At 41.3% G+C, this 21807-nt stretch carries 13 protein-coding genes and 1 pseudogene; 5 read left to right on the top strand and 9 right to left on the bottom strand.

The genetic code is table 11. The annotated features are described in order from the left end of the window. Positions 1-89: 89 nt before the first annotated feature. The 3 genes from AC5JMF_RS10510 to AC5JMF_RS10500 form a co-directional block, all read right to left on the bottom strand. The gene (locus tag AC5JMF_RS10510) at positions 90-524 is read right to left on the bottom strand and encodes a hypothetical protein (protein ID WP_495795652.1); all 435 of its coding nucleotides are present in this window, start codon (positions 522-524) and stop codon (positions 90-92) included. A 335-nt stretch (positions 525-859) separates the two neighbouring features. Beyond that, a complete protein-coding gene (locus tag AC5JMF_RS10505) occupies positions 860-1513 on the bottom strand; it encodes a hypothetical protein (RefSeq protein ID WP_495795651.1) in 654 nt (217 codons plus the stop codon). Between the two features lie 254 nt (positions 1514-1767). Next, entirely contained in the window at positions 1768-2196 is a 429-nt protein-coding gene (locus AC5JMF_RS10500) for a hypothetical protein (protein ID WP_495795650.1), read from the bottom strand. Positions 2197-2885: 689 nt separating this feature from the next. Here AC5JMF_RS10500 and AC5JMF_RS10495 point away from each other — a divergent pair. Next, positions 2886-5582, top strand: coding sequence for a tetratricopeptide repeat protein (locus tag AC5JMF_RS10495; protein ID WP_495795649.1), 2697 nt, complete (start codon positions 2886-2888; stop codon positions 5580-5582). Positions 5583-5588: 6 nt separating this feature from the next. Next, complete coding sequence (locus AC5JMF_RS10490; RefSeq protein WP_495795648.1) at positions 5589-7235, top strand: class I SAM-dependent methyltransferase; 1647 nt, start codon at positions 5589-5591, stop codon at positions 7233-7235. 196 nt (positions 7236-7431) lie between these two features. Here AC5JMF_RS10490 and AC5JMF_RS10485 read toward each other — a convergent pair. The 6 genes and pseudogenes from AC5JMF_RS10485 to AC5JMF_RS10460 all read right to left on the bottom strand — a co-directional run. Further along, a pseudogene (locus tag AC5JMF_RS10485) lies at positions 7432-7626 on the bottom strand (IS701 family transposase); the annotation flags it as partial. A gap of 393 nt (positions 7627-8019) precedes the next feature. After that, positions 8020-13266 carry a hybrid sensor histidine kinase/response regulator gene (locus AC5JMF_RS10480; protein ID WP_495795647.1) on the bottom strand — a complete coding sequence of 1749 codons (5247 nt, stop codon included), beginning with the start codon at positions 13264-13266 and terminating at the stop codon, positions 8020-8022. A gap of 80 nt (positions 13267-13346) precedes the next feature. After that, a complete protein-coding gene (locus AC5JMF_RS10475; RefSeq protein WP_495795646.1) occupies positions 13347-16235 on the bottom strand; it encodes a methyl-accepting chemotaxis protein in 2889 nt (962 codons plus the stop codon). Positions 16236-16250: 15 nt separating this feature from the next. Continuing rightward, complete coding sequence (locus AC5JMF_RS10470; protein WP_495795645.1) at positions 16251-16781, bottom strand: chemotaxis protein CheW; 531 nt, start codon at positions 16779-16781, stop codon at positions 16251-16253. A gap of 161 nt (positions 16782-16942) precedes the next feature. Then, positions 16943-17308: a response regulator transcription factor gene (locus AC5JMF_RS10465; RefSeq protein ID WP_495795644.1), complete on the bottom strand. Its 366-nt coding sequence runs from the start codon at positions 17306-17308 to the stop codon at positions 16943-16945. Positions 17309-17552: 244 nt separating this feature from the next. Continuing rightward, a complete protein-coding gene (locus AC5JMF_RS10460) occupies positions 17553-18749 on the bottom strand; it encodes a response regulator (protein ID WP_495795643.1) in 1197 nt (398 codons plus the stop codon). A gap of 225 nt (positions 18750-18974) precedes the next feature. On the opposite strand from AC5JMF_RS10460, the gene AC5JMF_RS10455 reads away from it, so the two are divergent. The 3 genes from AC5JMF_RS10455 to AC5JMF_RS10445 all read left to right on the top strand — a co-directional run bounded on the left by AC5JMF_RS10455 (position 18975) and on the right by AC5JMF_RS10445 (position 21684). Then, complete coding sequence (locus AC5JMF_RS10455; protein WP_495795642.1) at positions 18975-19211, top strand: hypothetical protein; 237 nt, start codon at positions 18975-18977, stop codon at positions 19209-19211. A 48-nt stretch (positions 19212-19259) separates the two neighbouring features. Next, positions 19260-20999 carry a pilus motility taxis protein HmpF gene (hmpF, locus tag AC5JMF_RS10450; protein ID WP_495795669.1) on the top strand — a complete coding sequence of 580 codons (1740 nt, stop codon included), beginning with the start codon at positions 19260-19262 and terminating at the stop codon, positions 20997-20999. 139 nt (positions 21000-21138) lie between these two features. Further along, positions 21139-21684 (top strand): hypothetical protein, encoded by a 546-nt coding sequence (locus AC5JMF_RS10445; RefSeq protein WP_495795641.1) that lies wholly within the window; start codon positions 21139-21141, stop codon positions 21682-21684. Positions 21685-21807 lie beyond the last annotated feature (123 nt).

Below are 21807 nucleotides of genomic sequence, written 5' to 3'. Positions count from 1 at the left end.
GCTCGCGCGGGCAAGATGCCCGCACTACAAATATTAAATTGTTCAACTTATTTTTACATGAATCCTTACTACAAACTATCAAAATAAATCTATTCCAAACCGTCAACGCCAGCAGCGGCTTTGATAATAGCAGCTGCATCATCAATGGTTACAGCGTTCACACCAGGAGCAGTATTAGTACCTCTGAGAATAGCTACAACAGCATCAGATAATGAACCTGGTACACCTGTACTTTCATTTCCACCTGCATTGAAGGACAGACTGCTTACAGATTGATTGGTGTTTCCTTGATTCATGTAAACAGGTGTAACTGTTAAAGTTGCACCTTCCGGCCCTGTGAAATAGTAACCATTAGGTAGCAGCACCTCACCGCTGATACTTTCTGTCAAAGAACTTGGTCTAGTAACTGAAACAGCAGCACGAGCCGCTGCTTGGTCTGCATTTGCGGGGGCTACTAAGAAGTTACCAGCACCAATCAAACTTAACAAACCAATACTGCCCTTAAGAATTACAGATACTTTCATGATCAACAATCTCTCCGTATTACTTGTCTTTGTGTAATCAATATAACCTTATTTGTGGAGAGTAGTTTCAGTAGTAAAACTGGAGTTTGTTAGTACATAAGTAGTATTAATAAACACATAGGATAAAATATTTTTATAGTGTAAGATATATAGAAAATTTTTTAGTGTTTTTATTACGTGCTAAATTTAGCAGCTGCTAGTGCAATAAACAAGCCGGACAATTTCTTAAACTCCAGAAATATTAACCCTGCTTCCAGTTTGAAACCTGTACTTTTTCTTCGAGTTAGTCTATGGTTGCAGTAAAAATTTTGTCCGGCTTTATAGTGTGTAAACTGTTACTCTAAACCTTCAGTACTAGCAGCGGCTTTGATGATAGCTGCTGCATCGTCCACAGTAGGAGCTTTAACGCCAGAATTGTCACCTTGGAGTATATCTACAACAGCACCAGCGACTGTCCCAGAGGTACTTGTGGCTGTGGGTGTACCTGCATTGAAGGATAAACCAGTTAAGGATTGGTTAGTTTGTCCTCCGTTAGCATAGTTGGGTGTAATTACTAAAGTTTTACCAGGTGTCCCGGGTATTTCAGCGCTTCCAGGCGTTCCTCCTGACAAGAATACTGCATAGAATGGACTGCCTGGGGAGGGTTGGTAACATGGATTGCCGCCACATGTTGAGAGTGTTGCACCTGGTGGTACAGGAATGGCACCACCACCAGAATTGTAGTATTGAGTAGGAGGTGTTGGAGGTACGGCGGGAGTTGTAGGAACTGCTGGTATTCCTTGGAAGTAATAACCATTAGGCACAAGCACTTCGCCAGCAACACTTTCAGTTAAACCAGTGGGTCTAGTAACTGTAGCAGCACTGCGAGCAGCACCTTGTTGGCCTGCACTCGCAGGTATTGCTAAGAAATTACTAGCACCAGCTACAGCTAATAGACAAATAATGCTTCTTTTAAGGATTGCAGAGTAATTAACGTCAAATAGTGTCATTTTCTTTTTTCAATATGTGAAAAACATGTAGAAAAGATGCATAGTATCCCAACTGCTCTTTTCTACATGTGTTTTACTCAACTGCTAAATCAACAGTTGTCAGTCTCTAGATAACCCGGACAATTTTCTAAAGCCTAGAAGGCATTAATTTCTATTTCAGCTAGCTTGAAATCTGTAATTTTGCCTTTTCTAGTTAGTCTACGCTTTTGTCTGGATTTTTGTAGTGTGTAAACTTGTGTAGTGCAAAACTGAGTTTATTCTAAACCATCAGCGCCAGCAGCAGCTTTGATGATAGCAGCTGCATCATCAATAGTTGTAGCGTTAACGTTAGGATTGTCACCTTGGAGTATATCGATAACGACACCAGCAATTGTACCTGCGCTATTTGTAGCCATCGGCGTACCAGCGTTGAAAGCTAAACCTGTCAGGGATTGGTTGGTTTCTCCCTCGTTGGTATAGGTAGGTGTAACTGTCATAGTATTGCCGCCTGTACCACCAAAATAATAACCTTTAGGTAGTAACACTTCACCACTCAGGCTTTCAGTAACACTACCAGGTCTGGTAACTGTAGCAGAAGCGCGAGCAGCAGCTTGGTCTGCTTTTGCTTGCTCTGCCAATAAACCACCAGCACCAACCAAACCTAACAAACAAATGCTTCCTTTAACGATTGCAGATACTTTCATGTTTACGAACTCCTCGTCGTTGTGTGTATCTTTGCGCTCTTAATATAGCCTTCACTTTCAGTAGTAGTTTCAGTGTAAATGCTGAATTTTTTAGGAGAATTACTGGTGTTAAATTTTGAATATTAATGGGCATAATTTCTAATATTGATTTTAAGTTCAGTGTTGTATTTTTCGATAAATACGGTAAATATGGACTCATATTTGATTTTTGAAATATACGTAGGGTGCGTTATGACATAGGCTAACGCACCGTGCAAAGGCTTTGGTGCTGTACTCTCGCCGATAACACACCCTACAGATACTTAGATTTTTTCAGAAGTCAAATCGGATTCCTATAGAAATTTAAGATTAATTCTTAGTTAAATAATTTCTATTGCTGTTTTTGAGTAAGTAACTTTATACAGAGTATTTTTATACAGTTAAGTAACTAACAAGATAAATTCAGCAAAAGTACTGATGTCACATCGAAATTTTGATGATGTACTAGGTATCGCTTGTGATATTTACGCGATATGCAACTTTCTCTTGAGTTCCTAATTTAGTGAGGCTACGGTGTACACGCAAGTTTGAATTGGTAGTCAGCAGTGGTGTGACTTCGTTAAATAATTCGTAGTTAAAAAGCTTGCTTGAGAAACAGTTGCATATTGCGTAATGTTTTTAATTTTACTTATCAACTTGGGGCTAAATGCATGAGTGACGGTATTGCTTTGCTCACTAAAGGTGATTACTCAGAGGCTGTTGCCTATTTCCAAGAAGAAATTATTAAAAGCCCAAATGAGCCAGAAGTTTATTTTCAATTAGGAACTGCTTTGGCGTTAAGTAGTCAAACTCAAGAGGCGGTGAGTGCTTTTCAGCAAGCTCTACAAATCAATCCAGAATATGCAGAAGCTTACAGTAATCTAGGTGTATTATTTTCTCTTCAAGGACAGATTGAGGAAGCTATTACTTGTTATCGTCAAGCTGTACGTTTACAACCAAATTTTCCTGAAGTTCTGCATAATCTGGGGCTTTTGCTGAAAGAACAAGGCAAGTTAGATGAAGCGGTAAGCAGTTTTCGAGAAGCTTTAAACCTAAACCCCAATTATATCGAAGTTCTAAATAATTTGGGTTTCATTTTAAGGCAGCAAGGAGAACTAGATGAAGCTATTACTCTATTTAGAAAAGCCCTGACGTTGAGTTCTGATGATGTTGATGCTCTCAATAATTTGGGTTTAGCTTTGAAAGCAAAGGGCATGTTAGCAGAAGCTGTTGTCTATTTCAAACAAGCAATTCAGCTAGCACCACAAGAAGCGATCGCTCACAACAATCTAGGCACAATTTACAAAGATCAAGGACAAATTGAAGAAGCGATCGCCTGCTACCGTCAAGCAATTGAGCTTGACTCCAACTATGCAGAAGCTTACCGGAATTTAGCATTAATCCTCACTCGCAAAAATCAGTTAGAAGAGGCAACAGAATACTTACAGATAGCCTTACAATTACAGCCAGATTTTCCCGAAGTTTTAAATAATTTGGGGATTATTTGCAAGCGTCAAATGAAATTCCAAGAGGCGATCGCTTACTTTGAAAAAGCGATTGAGTTACGTCCTCATTACGCTCTTGCTCATAAAAATTTAGCTGATATCTCTGTGCTAACAGTTCGCATAGATAAAGCTATTACCAGTTATCAACAAGCACTAAGTTGGGGATTGACTGACCAAGATGCTTGTGTTTCTCTGTGCAGTCTTCTGCGTCAGCAATCTCGCATGGAGGAAGCTCTATTTTGGAGTCAAAAAGGTCTAGAACAATATCCAAAATGCGCTCCTCTACATTATACTCAAGGTCTGATTTATATTCAGATTAGTAAAGCAGATAAGGCAGTTGAAAGTTTACAACAGGCTCTGGACTTAGAACTGGAAAAGCCTGAAATTTACTATTACTTAGGAGAAGCTCTCATCTCTCAAGGAAGGCTGACTGAAGGTAGAGATGTGTTGCAAAAAGGCTATTGTGTAAACCGCGATCCTAATTTTCGAGTCCGACGAGCTTTGTCTTTGCCTGTAATTTTAAGTTCTTGCGAAGAAATTGATCAAGAACGCGATCGCCTGCTTCATGAAATGCAAGCATTGGATGCTGAAGGCGTTACACTGAGAGATCCGGTTGGTATTGCTCCAGGAGTGAATTTTTACTTAGCCTATCATGGTCGTAGCGATCGCCAACTGCAAGAAACACTTGCTCGCTTTTACTTAAATAGTTGCCGAAATCTCGATTGGGTTGCTCCTCATTGTAAAGGCGATCGGCCTCTACGCAAGCGCTTGCGAATTGGCTTCTGTTCCCAATTTTTGCGTAGACATACAATGGGCAAACTCTACGGAGGTATTCTTGAGCAATTACCCCGCGACCAATTTGAGGTAATTTTGCTCCGCCTGCCTGACTTTAAGGATGCTATGACTGCAAAAATTAATAGCTATGCAGATAGTATTATCTCCTTGGACAGCAACTTAGTCAGGGCACGCCAACAAATTGCTGAGCAAGAACTAGATTTGCTGTTTTATACCGACATTGGGATGTCTCCCATATCTTGCTTCCTGCCTTTCGCCCGACTCGCACCAGTTCAATGCATGACTTGGGGACACCCTTCCACCACAGGTATCCCCAACGTGGATTATTTTCTTTCAGCAGAAGTTTTTGAATCTGAGAATGCTCAAGAACACTATAGCGAGCGTTTAATTCAACTCAAGCAACCAGGAATTTATTACAATCGGCCAACTCTGCCTCTTCCTGCCAGCCGTGAAACTTTTGGTTTGCCCTCTGAAGGTTCCTTGTACCTTTGTCCTCAAAGTTCATTCAAGTTTCATCCAGAGTTTGACCAAATTATTGGGGATTTATTGCGACGTGATCCGCAAGGATGGTTTGTACTGCTAGAAGGAACATCCTCTCACTGGGATGAGCTATTGCGGCAACGTTGGGCAAAAGCTATTCCCGATGTTGCCGACCGAATTTTAATTATGCGACGGCTGAGTTATGAAGAATATCTACAACTGTTGATGTTAGGGGATGTCATGCTAGACCCCATTCACTTTGGGGGTGGCAATACATCCTTAGAAGCATTTGCCGCTGGACTACCCATTGTTACTTGGCCAGGTGATTATTTGCGTAGCCGACTTACCTATGGCTTTTATCAACAAATGGGTTTGCTAGATTGCGTTGTTGGGGATGCTAAATCCTATGTTGAGACGGCATATCGCCTCGTGCATGACTTGGAATGGCGTAGCCACATTCAACAAGAAATCCAAAAACGAGCCTCAGTATTGTATGAAAATCAAGCCGCTATTGCTGAGATAGCTCAATTTTTCCAACTTGCTATCACTGCTTACGACTGTCATCAAACTATTCGCACCTGGAGGTAATCAAACATGCTGGTTTCTATCATCACCCCCGTAACAGGTAATCCTCTGATGAAACAGGCGATTCAAAGCGTCCAAGATCAGGATTATCCACATATTGAACATTTAATTGTCATTGACGGTCAAGAGCGGGAAGCGGCAGCTCAAGCTATTTTGCAGGAAATTGAGTTTAAAAAACCTCAAACCCATGTTCTTTGCTTACCCTACGCTACAGGCAAAGATGGGTTTAATGGACACCGGATTTATGGCATGTCGCCTTTCTTAGCTAAAGGAGATTATTTAGCCTTTCTAGATGAGGATAACTGGTTTGAGCCAAATCACATTAGTTCTTTAGTTCAGCTTGTTGAAGAAAAGCAACTTGATTGGGCTTATGCTTTAAGAAAAATAGTCAATTCCGATGGCAGTTTTGCTACATACGACAATTGCGAAAGTTTGGGTAAATGGCAAGTCTTCTACAACAACCATCATCTCATCGATACTAATTGCTACTTTCTTAAAAAACGAATTGCCCTTCAACATGCTCACCAACTATACATGAGACATGGTGAACCTACAAACGAACCTGACACAGTAAGTATTAAAAGTTCAGCGATTATTTTGTGTAATGAATTGCTAAAAACCTATCCTCACTGTGATACTCCTGGCTTTTACACAGTTAATTACCGAGTTGGAATGAGTAAGTTTTCTGTAAAGCTTGAATTCTTCCATCAAGGCAATGCTGCCATGCAAACTAAATATCCTCAAGGTTTTCCTTGGCAAAAAGAATTTTTAATTGAAGGACACACTCAGCTTGTATCTAACGCAGTCCAAGATAATTCTTTTGTTCCTGCACTTTCCGCTCTTCAAATATCTTTAGCTGACTTTGAAAATAATAGTAAGGTTACTGCATTTAAAGATTCAACTCAAGCAATTGTAGACAGCTTGGGTTTAGAGAATCCTTACATTAATTTTAACTACCAAGATTATGCTTTAGATTTACAAGGCTGGGGAAGTAACGATCCTTTATTTAACCAGTTAATCGACCAAATCAAACCCAAGGTAATTATTGAGGTTGGGACTTGGAAGGGTGCTTCTGCTGTTCATATGGCAAAGTTATTACAGGAGAAGCACATTGATGGCACAATTATCTGCGTTGATACTTGGCTTGGAGGTTTAAGACTTCTGACGGGACAAAATGCTGTTAGCTTATCGCGAAAGCACGGTTATCCAACAATTTACTATCAATTCTTAGCAAACATCATGTATAATAATTTACATGATTCTATTGTGCCATTGTCACTGCCAAGTGCTACCGCTGCCCACTGGCTACAGCAAAAAGACTTCAAAGCTGATTTAATTTACATCGATGCTGGTCATGAAGAAGATGATGTTTATGCAGATATGACACAGTATTGGGAATTACTCAAACCTAATGGGATAATATTTGGGGATGACTATGCTGACCTAAGGTACATCGGTCTTATGGTCGCTGTTCATAAATTTACTAAAGAACACAATCTCACACTAAAATCAGCAGGTAATAAGTGGTGGTTGCAAAAGCCTGCTGATCCTCAAGAGGTAATTAGTGCTTTAAATCGTCGCATTTCTCAATTGGAAATGATGTTGTTAAATCGTGATGTTGAACTTATTTCCAGTAAAATAATTACTAATTCGTAATGCTGGTTATGGTTCTTCAATTTATTGATGGACTAAAAAAGAATTACGTCTTATCAATTACTTTGGAGAACTAAGATACCCGGCTTCTTTGAGAAGCCGGGTATCTGGGCATCGCAAGTAATTTTTTTGTAAAAGCGATAAGCATGATGGCATAGCGATCGCCTGCTACACTAAGTTAACGGGACTTCAAGAAAAATCAAGCCCAAATAAAGCCGAAACTGGCTTTATGAGCGGCGAATACGTCACGATTGACAGTCAACCACTCAACAAATCGAAAAGAAATAGCAGTTCTAAAGGCGTTATTAGCCTCAGTAAAAGTGTTCAAAGGTTTAGTTGCCCACCTACGTCTAAAACCGCCAGTTAATTGATGCCAAAGAATAAAATTCCTCGCCCCCTTGTGGGCGAGGAATTTGGTAATTGGTAATTGGCCTATTACTAATTACCAAAGCGGCGGGGCGGCTTTCCTCCCCACCCACGAGGGGATGGCTTTCAAGGGTAGGTTTTTCATATTCAGTCTGAAAAAGCCTATTTTTCCGTTCCGAAATCTTTCTCCGCGTCCCCGCGTCAACCAAAACGCGAAATCTAAAAAACCTACCCATAAGAGCGAGGGGATGGGGGATCAAGCGCCGCTTTCGATAAATCATCAAACCTTTGACACCATTTTTCAAAGCATGGAGGCATGGCTGTAGGTGTTGTCTCTTTCATCAGGGTTAGTTTGATGTGAAAGCTTTGATATATCTACATTATAAGCTTTTTTGATCTCTTTTTTGCCTAAGTCCCGATGCTAAGTATTGGTGGTACTATTAACAAGTTTCTCTCCTTTGAGCATTCGCCCCGCAGCTTCCAGAAGAGCTTCTTCAAGATAAGGCTTGGTGAAGTAGCCACTAGCACCGAGTTGTACTGCCATTTGTCTGTGTTTGTCTGCGCCTCGTGAGGTGAGCATAGCGATCGGTAGGTGGTTGAGGTTGGAGTCTTTCTGAATACGAGAGAGTAACTCTAGACCATCGCAACGAGGCATTTCGATATCACAGAAAACAATATCACAAGGTAGACCAGAGCGAAGTTTATCCCAAGCTTCCTGACCATCGCGTGCCTGTTCTACGCGATAACCCGCTTTATTAAACGTCAACGAGAGCAATTCTCGGACTGTAATTGAGTCATCAACAATCAACACCGTTGGGTCAATCTTCACAGCAGAAGTATCGGGCACTCCTTTGTGTTGCCAAGTACCACCAGCTTGATTGGATATCCGTCCCTGGAAGATGTCGATGATTTCCAGCACGTCTGCAATGGGCATTATGCGACCATCACCGAGGACTGTAGCACCTGCTACACCGATTGGTTTAGGTGCTGGCCCTTCAAATTGCTTGATGACTATTTCTTGTTCACTCAGTACTTGGTCAATTTGCAGCGCAATCAGAGTATTGCCCGATCGCACTACAACCACAGAAACCATATCATCATCTCGATTACCGCCATAGACGTTACCGCGACTGAGTTGGCGATTAAAGGTCAACAGTTCCTTAAGTGGTCGGAAAGGCAACTGGGTATCTCGCCAGGAAATAAATGATTGCCCATTAGCATCTTGCTGGATATTTTTGACTGGGATATCCAATGTATCTTCGACACCATCCATCGGGAAGGCAATTCTCGCTCTATCTGAGACGCAGCAGAGAGCTTTACAAATACTTAGAGTTAGTGGTAAGCGAATGGTAAAAGTTGTGCCTTTACCGATCGCAGAATCGGTGTTAACTGTACCCCGAATTTCACTAATTTCGGAGCGAACGACATCCATACCTACACCGCGACCAGACATCTCATCTGCTTGGTCTTTGATGGTAAAACCAGATTGAAACAGCAGGTCATAAACTTCTAAGCGGGACATGGTTTTTGCTTGGGCTGGTGTAATCGTGCCAATCTTGACGGCTTTGGCTTTAATGCGTTCTGGGTCGATACCTGCGCCATCATCACCCACGGAAATCACTGTTTGGTTGCCTTGGTGGAAGGCGCGAATGGTGATAATACCTACAGGTGCTTTACCAGCTGCTTGTCGTTCTTCTGGGGTTTCAATGCCATGAGCGATCGCATTATTGAGCATATGAGTCAGCGGGTCAGTTAGATGATCCAAAATCATCTTGTCAATTAAGGTATCGCCACCTTCGATGACTAACTCCACTTGTTTGCCACATTTAATGGCATTATCGCGCACTCCTCGGCGCAAGCGGTCAATTGTTTGGGCAAAAGGTACCATGCGTGCCCTAGTTAATCCCTCTTGCAGTTGGGTGGTGACTTGGCGGAATTGCCGCGCAACTCGTTCTGTTTCTTCGGTCACGAAATCAATGTCACTAGCCGACTCACGCACCCTGACAATTCGCTCGATCATCTGCTGAGATAGTGTGTGGAACGGGGTAAAGCGATCCATTTCCAATTCGCTAAAACCCCTGTCGGTGTCGGAGTCATAAGATTTGGCACTGGAATCTTGAGTTTTGCGACCGGCGAGTAGAGAAGCTTCAAGAAGCGATCGCTCATACAATTCTTGCATCCTGGCTCCAACATCAGAGAGTTGTTGTACTTGAATCAACAAGTTATCTAGGAATTGCCGCAACCGTTCGTGATTTTGCTCTAAGGTATTGCGGTTTACCACCAACTCGCCAACCAAATTGCTCATATCGTCCAGTTGTTTGACTGGAACTTTCATTGTTTCTTCAAATTTGGCAGCGCGGCGAGTTGAGGAACGCGGAGTTTTATTTGTGTTTTGTTTTGCCAGTGATGAGTGCGATATTGTTTGATCTGCTTCTGCTAGCAACTTTTCTAAGTCACCAAATTCATCTCCTGCACCTGACAAAGATACAGCTATGTTTGCCGTGTTGTGAGGCGATAGCAAAACTGGTTGATTTTGGGGTGTTGTTAATGCCTGATTGTTATCTGTAACTAATAATGCTTCTAATGCAGCAAAATCCACTTCTGGTGTAGAGATAGACCCAGAAACGGGTGCTACTTCCTCTGCCCTCAATAATGCTTCTAAATCAGCAAATTCGTCTTGAGGGGGAGTTTCATCTTCTGAAGTAACTGCCGTTGGTGTTGTACCCAATTCTTCAGTTGCAGCCTCATCTGCTTGTGGCAGATCCTCCACCTGCTCAGACAAATCCATTGCTAGATTTTCATCTAATTTCAAGTCAAATGCTGTTATGTCTTCTTGAGCGATCGTTTCTGTCAAGTCACTATTTACTGTGTTTTCTAATAACTCTTCTTGGTTCGCTGCTGGCAAAGAGGTTTCAGTAAATAATAAATCATCGATTAAACTTGGTTCTGCACTGTCAGTTTCTGTAAAATCGAATGCAGTCTCTGTAGGATTATTTTCTGCTATGTCTGCAATTTCTAAGTTGAGTATAGGTAGTGCTGAATCTAGTTCTGTAATAGATAATTCTGTTACTTCCGATTGCATATCAATCGAGTTTTCTGTGGCAATATCCTCAAATAATTGTGGTGGTAAATTTTCATTGATATTGTCGTAAGCATCAAGAAAATTACTTGATTGCGTTTGGGGTGTTGAGTCGGAAGTTAATTCAATAGCTAGTAAATCATCAATAGAATTGTCTGTAGTTTCCGGATGAATGACGATATCTTCAAATAATTGTAGAGGCAACTCTTCATCAACAGTATCAAACAAATCAATTTCTAGCTCAGCAAATGTTTGCAGAGAATCTTCAGCCGATATCTCAGGCAGCTGGTTAGTGAATTCTGGAATAAATTCTAAAGCTTCAGGTTGTTGCGATAAACTACTAATTTCTTGTGGAGAAATTTCACTATTATCTATGATCGATTCCGTTGTTGGATTACTTGGTGCGACTTCTGAGAATAAATCATCTTCAATATCTGATGAAAATATTAGATCCAAAGGCTGCTCTTGTTCTGGAAAAGTGATGTCTAAATATTCTAAGTCAAAATCGACCACGGGGTTGAGTATTGGTTGCTGGCTATCAGCTAAAACATCATCAGCAGATACTGCGAATAAGTTTTCTTCATCGAATTCGTATTGTTGCGAGGCTATGGTTTCTTGATTCCAGAGGTTGCTTAACTCATTTTCGGAAAATGAAAGCTCAGATGTTGATGCTGAGAGTGTATCAAGCAACTCGCCAATTTCTGACTCATTTGTGAGTGGTGTCTGTTCTTCTAAGTCAGATAATAAATTGTCTAGAGAAAAAGCTTGTGGTTGAAGGGGGATATTTTGTGGTTGTATGTAGTCACTATCAGCAGTTGACTCTGTCAAATCTGCATTCTCAGTGATAGAGTTTGGTTGATTGGTGGATAGCTCTATACTGGCAATAGTTTCCGCTCCTGTGGGTAATGATTCATGATCATTTAGTGACAGATCTAATAAATCTTCCGCCACATTGCTGTTGTGAAAATCATTTTGACCATCTTCTACAGAAGAAAGCTGTAAATCGTTATAAATATCTGATATTTCTTGTGTATTTTCTGAACTATTAATATCGTTTAAGTTTAAAGATGTGGTAGATATTGGTTGAGGTTCTAGATGATCTTTTTCTAAGAAGTTGTCGCCAAATAGCAAAGACAAGTCTTCTGTTGTCTTTGTTGTTGTGGGGCGTTGTTGATGAATTATTTTTTCATCAACTAAGAGTAAATCGGATAAATCACTTTCAGTATCTTCAGTTTCATTGCTGTTAGCATCAATATCAGATTCCTCGACAGCGATGATGTCTAAAATTTCTTCTTGTTGCCAGGTTTCGTCTAAATCAGGAGTTTCGCCTTCAAATAGATCAGCAAGGGTATTTAACTCTGCTATTCCTACTTCTGGCCCATGAGGATCGATACTGTTATTTCTCGGAGCTATTTCGATTTCCTGATCTGGCAAAGAACTAAAAGGAATATCTGATGTTGGATGTAAATCTAGTGAGAGATTTTCACTAGTATTTGCATCTAAGTTGAATTGCTCAATTGGCTCAGATAAACTATCTACATTACTTGTAGATGGTGCTAACTGTAGTAATTGTTCGGTGTTATCAATAGCAAAATTGTTGGTGGATGGAATCAGTTCTGTTGTGGTTGATGTTTCTGTGACGATCGCAGACTGTTCTACAGTTAAATTAGGCGTAATTTCTAACAACTCAATTTCTGGAAAGCTCAAGAGTCCTTGTAATTGTTGACTAATGACAATTTCGGTTTCTCTATTTTGTATGACTAATTCTTGAGCTTGTTTAATTTCGGTAATAACTATTTTTGCTAAAGTAAGATATGTGTTTTCGGAGTTGGCGATCGCATCTGCTGCCGCTTGTAATAAACTACACCAATTAGGCAAGTTAAAGCGATCGCCAAGTCTAGCTAATTGCTGACAGCATTGTTGAAGATTTTGACGGCTTGCGGATGTTGCTGGTTGCTTAAATAATTGCAACATTTCTCGCAGTGTTTGTAAAACCTGGGTTTGAAACTCACTCCAATCATCTGTTGCTTGTAGCGCTAATGAAGAATTTTCGAGAGATTTATGCTGAACTGCTTCAGGCAAAGGAGAAATTTCTCGTGGTAAGAAAATTTCTGTAAGTGTGCTGGTACCATCTGCGGTGTTTGCATGTTGTTTAATCGCACCATTACTGTGTACCAATAATTCTAGATGCTGATTCAGCCATTGAAAGACTGGTTCAGCTTCTGACATCAAAGTATTAGCGGCTTCTTCTGTCAGACCAAACGGTTTGCTTAAATGCTCTAATAAGGCTTTGAGAGTGTCAGAGACACCAAGAAATAAAGACTCTAGCTTTTGGTCAATTTTAACCGGATGTTCTTTGAGAACCTTGAAACAATCTTCTAGACGGTGGGCAGTGTGCTGGATGCTGCTTAAGCCTAGCATCGCCGCTCCTCCTTTAATGGAGTGAGCCGCCCGGAAAACTTCGTTAACCATTTCCGGGTCGTTGAGGGTACTTTCGAGATTTAGCAGCCCCTGCTCGATAGTATTGAGATGGTCTCTTGCTTCTTCAATAAAGTAACCCAAAATCCGCTGTTGTTGATCCGGCAGCATAATAAAATTTCTGAGTGCTGAGTTTTGAATTGTGTTCTTTGTCCTTCGACATTTACAAATGACAAATGACAAAGGACAAATTATCTAGATTCGATGGTTTCCACGCGGAAGCGTTCAACGGAGGCGATTAAGTCGCGAGATACGCCTACTAAGTGTTGTAGGGCACCAGAAACTCGTTGTGCTTCTTGAGAAGTTTCTTGGGCTGTGAGTTCTACTGATTGCATGACCTGAGCGACGGCGCGGGAGGTTTCCGTCTGTTCTACAGTGTCACTGGTAATTGAGCGGACAAGAATGTCGATACGATTTGCCACTTGAATAATATTTTCTAGCGATCGCTTGGCTTCTTCTGCTAATTTTGTACCTTTAATTACCTGTTGTGTACCTTCTTCCATTGCGGTCATGACTGAGCCTGTTTCGCTTTGGATTTGCATGACGATTTGTTCGATTTCTTTGAGGGATTTGGCTGATTTATCCGCTAGCTGACGAACTTCATCGGCAACGATGGCAAATCCACGTCCGGCTTCTCCCGCCCTTGCTGCCTCAATACTGGCGTTGAGTGCTAACAAGTTAGTTCTAGAAGCAATTTGAGAAATCAATGCCACAATTTTAGAAATTTCTTGTGATGATTCCGCTAGACGCTTCACTTTGCGAGTTGTTTCGGCAACAGTTTCGCGGATTTCCAAAATCCCTGCTACAGTATTTTCCACCGCTTCGCCACCTTTGAGAGCGATCGTGCTAGCATCACGAGCAACTGTTTCTGCTTCTCGTGCTGCTTCTGCTACCCGCTGAATCGAGTCGGTCATCACTTGCACAGAGTTGAGGGTGACTGCTAACTCTTCTGCTTGGCGTAAGGCATCACTCGATAGAGCTCTTGCGAAGGTTTCGGAATTAGTTGCACCTTTTGTGACATCTCGCGCGGCAACTTTTACCTGTTGCACGATATCTCGCAGGTTTTGAATTGTCAGGTTAAAAGCGTCGGCTACGGCTCCTAAAACGTCGGCTGTCACCTCAGCTTGGACAGTCAAATCTCCTCTAGCTGCGCCTTCTACATCGTCTAACAGGCGAATTACTTGGCGTTGGAGATTTTCTTTAGCTTCTTCTTGTTCATCGGCTTTGCGTTGGGCTTCATTGGTGGTCGTGAAAATTACACGGGCCATTTCATTAAAGCCTGTAGCTAACTGTCCTAATTCGTCCTCTGAATAGACTGTAGCTTGCACATTGAGATTTCCTTGACGCACAGCATTAAACTGTGTTTGTAAGTCCTTGGTTGTGCGGCGAATTTGTTTAAGTGTGAGATTCCCCATTAAGCCTGCGGTAGCAAAACCTGTAATCCCGGCGGCTAAAGCCATTGCCCAACCAGTGTTGCGTACCGATTCGCGTTGTTGGGGTGGCGAAAATGTGGTGACAGCGAAACTAACTGTGGCGACAACCAACGCCGAGGCTACACCTACAGCCCCAGCCACTAACCATTGTTTCTTTTCTATGGAAGCGTTTTCTAATGGTGCTAATAAACCCTGCTCAACCGTTACATGCGGTTCAATCTTCGCGGCGTCTGCTTGAGTAAATACTGGGACTGCTTCTTGAGAACCTGTAATGGAAAATAGTTCTTCATCGCGATCGCCCGCTGTATTACTGGTGGAAACCTCAGCAACTTTAGCACGGGAACTACCACTAGTTTCTAACGAACTAGAAAGCATTGCCATATTACCGAAGTTAGAACTTTCTTCGATCAAGTCAAAACCCGGAATATTTCCTAAATCATCAAATTCTTCAAAGTCATCCAAAAACTCGATGTTGCTCTTGGAATTTTCTCCATTTATCAGACGATTTGTGTTTTCATGATCAGTTAATACTTCTGACCCAAAAGCAGACTCGAAAGCCTCAAGATCAAAACTTTCATCATCAAAGTTATTTTGATTGATGAGTTCACCTGAATTAACCTGCTTCTCGGCCAAATCAAAATTACTATTAAAAGCTGAAGAGGTGTTTCTCAATTCTGGTTGGAAGGCTGTTTCGTTTCTAGTTTCCTGCTGACGCGACCATTTATCTGATGCAGTTTGAGTCATATGAGCTTGACTATTATATTCAAAGCTTTTTGTTATCGAATCATTATTTAATTCCCTCTCGACAATTACTAAAGTTTCATCTTCATTATTTTTTTGAGAATCTAAATTGCCAATTCTCGAATCTAGTTTATTTGATTCAATTACTAAATCAGGAGTATTTACCCAAGTTTTGCTGGTTGATGAATCAACTTTTGCAAAAGGTGAAGAGTGATTATTATTCTTAGCAAATGTGGAATTTTCGCTTGGTTCAGTAAAACTATCTTGTGAGCTATCGTCTTGCCAAAAAGCCGGTAGTTCTAGTTCCGTTTGACCTTCCCATTGCTCTTGTGATTCTTGACTAGATGCAAAAGGATCATCGGCAAAACTAGCGAATGAATTTGATGTTTTGCTAAATTCAATACTATCTGAAGGGATATCGAATGGACTGTCTAATGATAAATCTTCTAGAGCATTCATTTCTGGTTGATGCTCTGCAAAGGAGTTAAAATCGAGGCTATTGCTATCAAACTCGTCGCTATTATCCAGTTGTTGTAATTCTTGTTCACTGTATACCAGAGGATGAGCAAATTCTGCGGTATCTATTTGCGCTTTAGCTTCTAGTGTAGCGACTTGACCGCCCATTGATTGGAGGTATTGATTTATATTTGCCAAACCATTATTGGCAAAACCAATGATTTCCAGATCGTCAGTTAAATGTAATACTTGTTGATATTCTGCCTGTGCTATGTGATATTGTTGCAAAACGTAGTAGATGTGGCCCCGTAACAAGCGAGAGTTAGGGTCACTCGGTAGGTTTTGCACTACTTGGTCAACCAGGGTAGCGGCAACTTCATAGTTCCTTTGAACATAAGCTGTCATCGCCTGTTGATATGTTGGCTCGTAATCATCTATACCTGCTGCCATTTCCTCCTCCCAATTTCATCCCGCCCATCGCGCACTTCGCACAATTGCCATTTGATCGAGTAGTCGTAGACACTTATTGTTTTTAGCATCTAATAACCACTCTCCGCGTAAAAACGGAGCCATAGTATCTGGAACATTATTTGGTGACGTGAGATGCTGGACATCTAGCCAGTCCATGCCACCGATTTCTTCCACGGCTAAACCTACTATCGTGTCTTGTTCTTCAATAGCAATCACTGGAATCTCGGCTCGGTCTGTGTTTAATGCAGTTGCTTCGCCGAGAAATTGACCCAAATCAGCTACCCAAATAACTCGACCTCGTAAATTTAGAGTACCCAAAAGTAAAGGTGAACCATTAGGAATTGGTGTGATTCTATCAGGACTTAGTTCAATTACTTCTCGGATGCCGATTGCTTGTAGTGCAAACTCCTGATGCGAGGGAATATAAAACCTCAGATGTAACTCACCTTCAGGACTTTCTACTTGTAATTCGGGTCGAAAGTGGTCTTGACCATTACCACTTAAAAAGTCCGGTTTACTGACCATATTATTCACATCCCGCTAAGTTAACTAGTCGCCTGCGGACGCGGTCTTGGGGAGCCACTGCGGTCTTGGGGTCTCCCCCATGAGCGACTGGCGTGGGAAACCCTCGTTTACTCGCTGTATCACCGCGTCCTCATATCGCCTGGTCTGAGTGATTTTCATCTTTATCCTCGCAGCAGTTGTTTGACTGTTCCCACCAACTCGGTTGGTTGAAATGGTTTGGCTATGTAAGCATCGGCACCTTGTTTCATACCCCAGTAACGATCAAATTCTTCGCCTTTGGAAGAACACATAACCACTGGAACATTTTGAGTTTTTGGGTCAGATTTTAATCTCCGACAAACTTCGTAGCCGTTCATCCGGGGCATGACAATATCTAATACCACTAAATCAGGAGGTGCGCTTTGAATTGCCTCCAACGCTTCTAGACCATCGCTGGCATGGGTAACTACTAAACCAGTTGCTTTCAGGAGGTCTGTGATCATCTCCCTTTGTGCGATACTATCTTCCACAATCAGAACTGTACTCATAAATGTCTATCTTCCTCCTGATGTAGAGGTTCCTAGTTGGAACATTCCCTGATTCCTCCGTAAGTATTAAATGTATAAATTATCCTAAATGCTCACTAGATTACTGAATATTGGTGTTTTACGGTATTGATTGATTCTGTGATAGCATTTTTTACCTCATCTTGATGGAATCAACAAATATCGGATCTCTTTTATACCCCTTACACAATAGATTTTACGAATATAGTTCAATTTTTCCCATGATTTATGCTCTATTATTGTCAACACTGTTGGTGTAGATGTATTTCTCTACGAGCATGAGCAGCTCAGTATCTGTGAATGGTTTTGTCAAATAATCTGTTGCCCCGACCATATTAGCTCTGACTCGATCAATAAATCCATCTTTACCAGTAAGCATGATAATCGGTATTATCCGAAATGGGGTGGATTGTCGCAGCATGGCGCAAATCTCGTATCCTGCCAGTTCTGGCATAGTGATGTCGCAGATGATTAAATCTGGCTTGAGTTGAAAAATGATACCAAGCGCCTCTAGAGGATTGGTAAAAACGATCGCTTCATAACCTTGGGTTTGTAGTATAGACTCTACAGTTTTACAGATGGCGATCGCATCGTCAATACATACTATCCGTCCTCTGTAATTTTCCGGTAAATCCTGAGTTCCTATGTAATTCTCTGCTTTAGAAGTAACTGAATATACTATTTGCAGCCAACCTTGCTGTACATAGGGATATATTGCCTTGGCAACTGTCAAAATATCTCGGTTGAGATAGCGAGCCAATTGACGCAGGGATGTTTTACCATCTGCCCATTGCTGTAGCTTATCTAATGTTGCTGCTGGTAGTGAAGCCAGCCGAACTCTGTCAGCCAATACTGGTAATTCTTCAGGAGACTGAATATATGGATATAGTTGCTTCCACTCTTGTACCTGCTTGATAATTTTGGTCACAAGAGGGGCAACTTCTAAAGTTTTTAACTGTGGTGCAAGTGCAACACCCTGGCGAAAAATGAAATGACCTTGATGTAAACTCAGCAAGTCGAACAGGGTTTCATGCACCAAGGAGTTGATGATATTAGCCGCTATCTTGGGGTTGATGATGTTTTGCTCCAAGAGTGCCCAAATATAGCCGTACTCTGGCATATTCATTGCTGCGAGGGAAGTCAGCCGTTTTTCATTGGGTTGCATCTCGACTCGGTAATGACGTAAATAATCGTTAATCCGAGAAAAACAACTCTCGCCTGCTTGGCAATAAATTATTTGACCGTTACCAAAAAAAACAAACCACGACTGTTGTTGAGGGCGATGTCTCAAAGCCTCGTCTCGTTCCAGTTTTTTGCTAGGTTGAAAACTTTGAGTCTCTACTAATAGTTGTCCAGTTCGTTGTCCTAACTCAATTAAGTGTAGGATGCTACAAATATCAATTTCATTTAAATTTCCCTGCATTTAGCTAAAAGGTACTCCCTTTAAACAATTCAAAATTCAAGTTGCGCTTTAAAATTGAAGATTGTTGACGACGGGGATTTCAAGCCCGACTGAAACACAAGCAAAGAATACATTCAGCCATCAACTTTAAACTTTCGTAATACACTTAGTCAAAGCTAGTGTTAACACGGAAGTCATCATCACAGCCATCAGTACAAAATATAAAGGCGCGGCCAAGTCGCTCTGTTGATATCTTGCAATATTCTCAACAAGGACTCTCAAGGTTCCAAGCTAATAACACAAGCACTTGAATTGGATTTAGTTATCGCAATCATAGATGATGAACCTGTGGAAATTACTGGGACTGTTGCAAGATATCAGCGTTATAAATATCAAGACGAATATCAAGCGTCTATAAATAATTGTGTCTGTCTTGTTTTGCTCAATTTAGGTTCAGTGAAACAAGTTAACAGAATTATCTAAGGTATATACCAAACATTGACTTTGAGTGCATCAATAAGGAATAACGGTGTGCTGTATTTAGCAGAAGTACAAAAGCAAAAAGGCGGCTTACTTGGTGGTGGTTCCAAAGCGGAACTAAAACTACTAGCTTGTCAAAAAACTGACCAAAATTGGAATCCTGTAACAGAAGAAGTAATTGCTGCGGAGGAAGCTAGTAAATTAAATGATGGTGCATTAGTACTAGTTGAGATCAATCCAAATCGTCAAGTGCAGCGGGTTCAGGAGGCTGGGCGGCCGCTAGTTAATATTTTGCAGAATTTTTCTCGCCAGTTGGAAAAGTTTAAGCTCAAAGAAGACGAGATTGATCAGTGGAAGCAATCTTTGACGTTTCAGGCGCAAGAGTTGAATCGCCGCGAAATGGATATGGAGGTGCGCTTAGAACAGCTGCAACAAGCGGAGGATGATTTTCAACGGTTAGATGAGCAAAAACAAGAAGTTGATGCATCCCGTGAGGAAATTGAGCGTTTACAAGCCGAAATTGATCGCAATCGTCAAGAACTAGAAGGGGCTTGGGAGCATTTACGGGGTGAACAACGCCGCCTGGAGGAACGTGAAGCCGATGGCCAACAGGGGACTGTTTTAGATGAGGAACAAAGTCGAGTGATGAGTGAGTTACTCGATCGCTTATCGAGTCGTGTTGCTCCCACTGAAGCAGTTAGGGAACACTTGCATTTTGCTTTTGAATTAGTAGAAAACCAGCAAACCACTCTCAATCCACACTGGCAGAAACTAGAGCAGCAAAAAACTCTGGCTACTCAACACCAACAGGAAATCGAACAGCTAGCGCAAACATTGAGCGATCGCCAACATGCATGGCAACAAGCCCAAAACTCTCTAGCACAGCAAACAGGACTGTTACAAGTAAATACAGCAGATCTTGCTAACAAGCAAGAATACGCGCGAATGCTCCAGGAGCAATTACGCAATCAAGAAGATTTATACCAACAGATTCATTCGTTGGCTGCAACCTCTGATGGTGTTGTTCTCAGCCAGCAAGTTGATGTGGCAACTTTGCAAAAAATGCCTCTAGATGAACTACAAAAAATAGTCAAAGACATTCAAGATAAGTTAGAAATCGACTCTAGTTTTGTTCACGATCAAGAACAAGAACTGAAATACAAGCAAGAAGCTATAGAAGAACTAAACAACAAGATTAATCAAGCATCTAACCAGGACATTATCAATTTAGAAATGGAACTGACAGATGAAAAAGACCTCTATCAGATGTTAAATTCTAGCTTGGTGGGACAACGCCGCAATTTGTTACAGCGGCAGAAGGTTCTTAAACAACATCAAAATATCCTGTTGCGGCGACAAGGGCAGATTATTGACGATGTAGAAGAGAATCAACAAATTAATTTGGGGCCAATTCTGTCACAAATTGAAATTCAGCGACAACAATATTCACAGGAAATACAGAAGCTGGAAAAAGAAATTGAGCAGATGCGTGCTGGGATGGAATTAGCTCAAGGGATGGTTGATAATCAAACTCACGACTTGGAAGAGAAACGCCAAGAATTAAAAGCGATCGAAGAAAATTTACTGTCTGTGCGAACCGCAAGCGCTCAATGTTGGGGTCAAATTAATCTCTATCAAGAAGCATTACAGCCAATTCAAGACGCCGTTGATAGCTTACGTCATAAACTACAGGGAGTTGCTGAATCTTTGAATCAAGTTCAAGAAACTGGTGATTATCAACTGCAAGCGATCGCCCAAATGCGTCAAACTCTCCAAAGTTTGATGTCTTAAAAAAGATCAGAAAAATGTATTAGTTATGTCCCTAGTTTTTTCTTAGGGTAGCCCGACAAGTCAAACTATAGAGATTGAAAAACTGAAAATGGCAATATGGGTACTATATGTGAATATCTACTCATTGACATTTACAACCATGAATGCAAAAGCAAAATTATCAACTTATGCGACTCTAACCATTGCCTTTTGTTCTCTAACTATTGGGACAGTTCTAGCTCAAATAAAACTGACAAACCAATCAAAATTATTTATTAATGGTATTGGACAGGTTAGAGTTGGGATGACTGTATCTCAAGCATCGCAGGCTGCTGGGACACGGTTAATTAGTGATCCACCTAATAACGATTGTTACTACGTTAAGCCTCAAAGGGAACCAAAAGAGATTGGCTTTATGGTGACAGCAGGTCGCATTGCTCGGATTGATGTATGGAGAAATAGAGAAATTACTACCCTCAAAGGCGCAAAAATTGGTGATACCGAAGCGCGAATCAAGTCACTTTACCCAGGACAAATCAAAGTTACATCTCATGAATACATAATAGGAGGACACTACCTCACCTTGATACCAAAAGACCGTGCTAACCGAAATTATCGTGTTGTATTCGAGACTGATGGCAAGCGTGTTACGTCTTTTAGGTCAGGTAAACTACCAGAAGTTGAGTATGTTGAAGGATGTTCTTGATTTAAACCAACAACACCTTTCAGAGGGAGTGGCGATGTGGGAGTAGGGAACCCACGCCTTAAGGCGTAGGATTGAAGTAAGGACGCATTGTGCCTCGTTGCAAGCAATCTCGGCACAAATCTT

It is taken from the genome of Desmonostoc vinosum (assembly GCF_059505385.1).
This window is presented reverse-complemented; position numbering and strand designations above follow the sequence as displayed.

Coding starts and splice junctions, on each gene's coding strand:
- AC5JMF_RS10470 (WP_495795645.1), bottom strand. CDS start 16,781: ATGGTCAGTAAACCGGACTTTTTAAGTGGTAATGGTCAAGACCACTTT.
- AC5JMF_RS10510 (WP_495795652.1), bottom strand. CDS start 524: ATGAAAGTATCTGTAATTCTTAAGGGCAGTATTGGTTTGTTAAGTTTG.
- AC5JMF_RS10500 (WP_495795650.1), bottom strand. CDS start 2,196: ATGAAAGTATCTGCAATCGTTAAAGGAAGCATTTGTTTGTTAGGTTTG.
- AC5JMF_RS10460 (WP_495795643.1), bottom strand. CDS start 18,749: ATGCAGGGAAATTTAAATGAAATTGATATTTGTAGCATCCTACACTTA.
- AC5JMF_RS10475 (WP_495795646.1), bottom strand. CDS start 16,235: ATGGCAGCAGGTATAGATGATTACGAGCCAACATATCAACAGGCGATG.
- AC5JMF_RS10445 (WP_495795641.1), top strand. CDS start 21,139: ATGAATGCAAAAGCAAAATTATCAACTTATGCGACTCTAACCATTGCC.
- AC5JMF_RS10495 (WP_495795649.1), top strand. CDS start 2,886: ATGAGTGACGGTATTGCTTTGCTCACTAAAGGTGATTACTCAGAGGCT.
- AC5JMF_RS10505 (WP_495795651.1), bottom strand. CDS start 1,513: ATGACACTATTTGACGTTAATTACTCTGCAATCCTTAAAAGAAGCATT.
- AC5JMF_RS10480 (WP_495795647.1), bottom strand. CDS start 13,266: ATGCTGCCGGATCAACAACAGCGGATTTTGGGTTACTTTATTGAAGAA.
- AC5JMF_RS10490 (WP_495795648.1), top strand. CDS start 5,589: ATGCTGGTTTCTATCATCACCCCCGTAACAGGTAATCCTCTGATGAAA.
- AC5JMF_RS10465 (WP_495795644.1), bottom strand. CDS start 17,308: ATGAGTACAGTTCTGATTGTGGAAGATAGTATCGCACAAAGGGAGATG.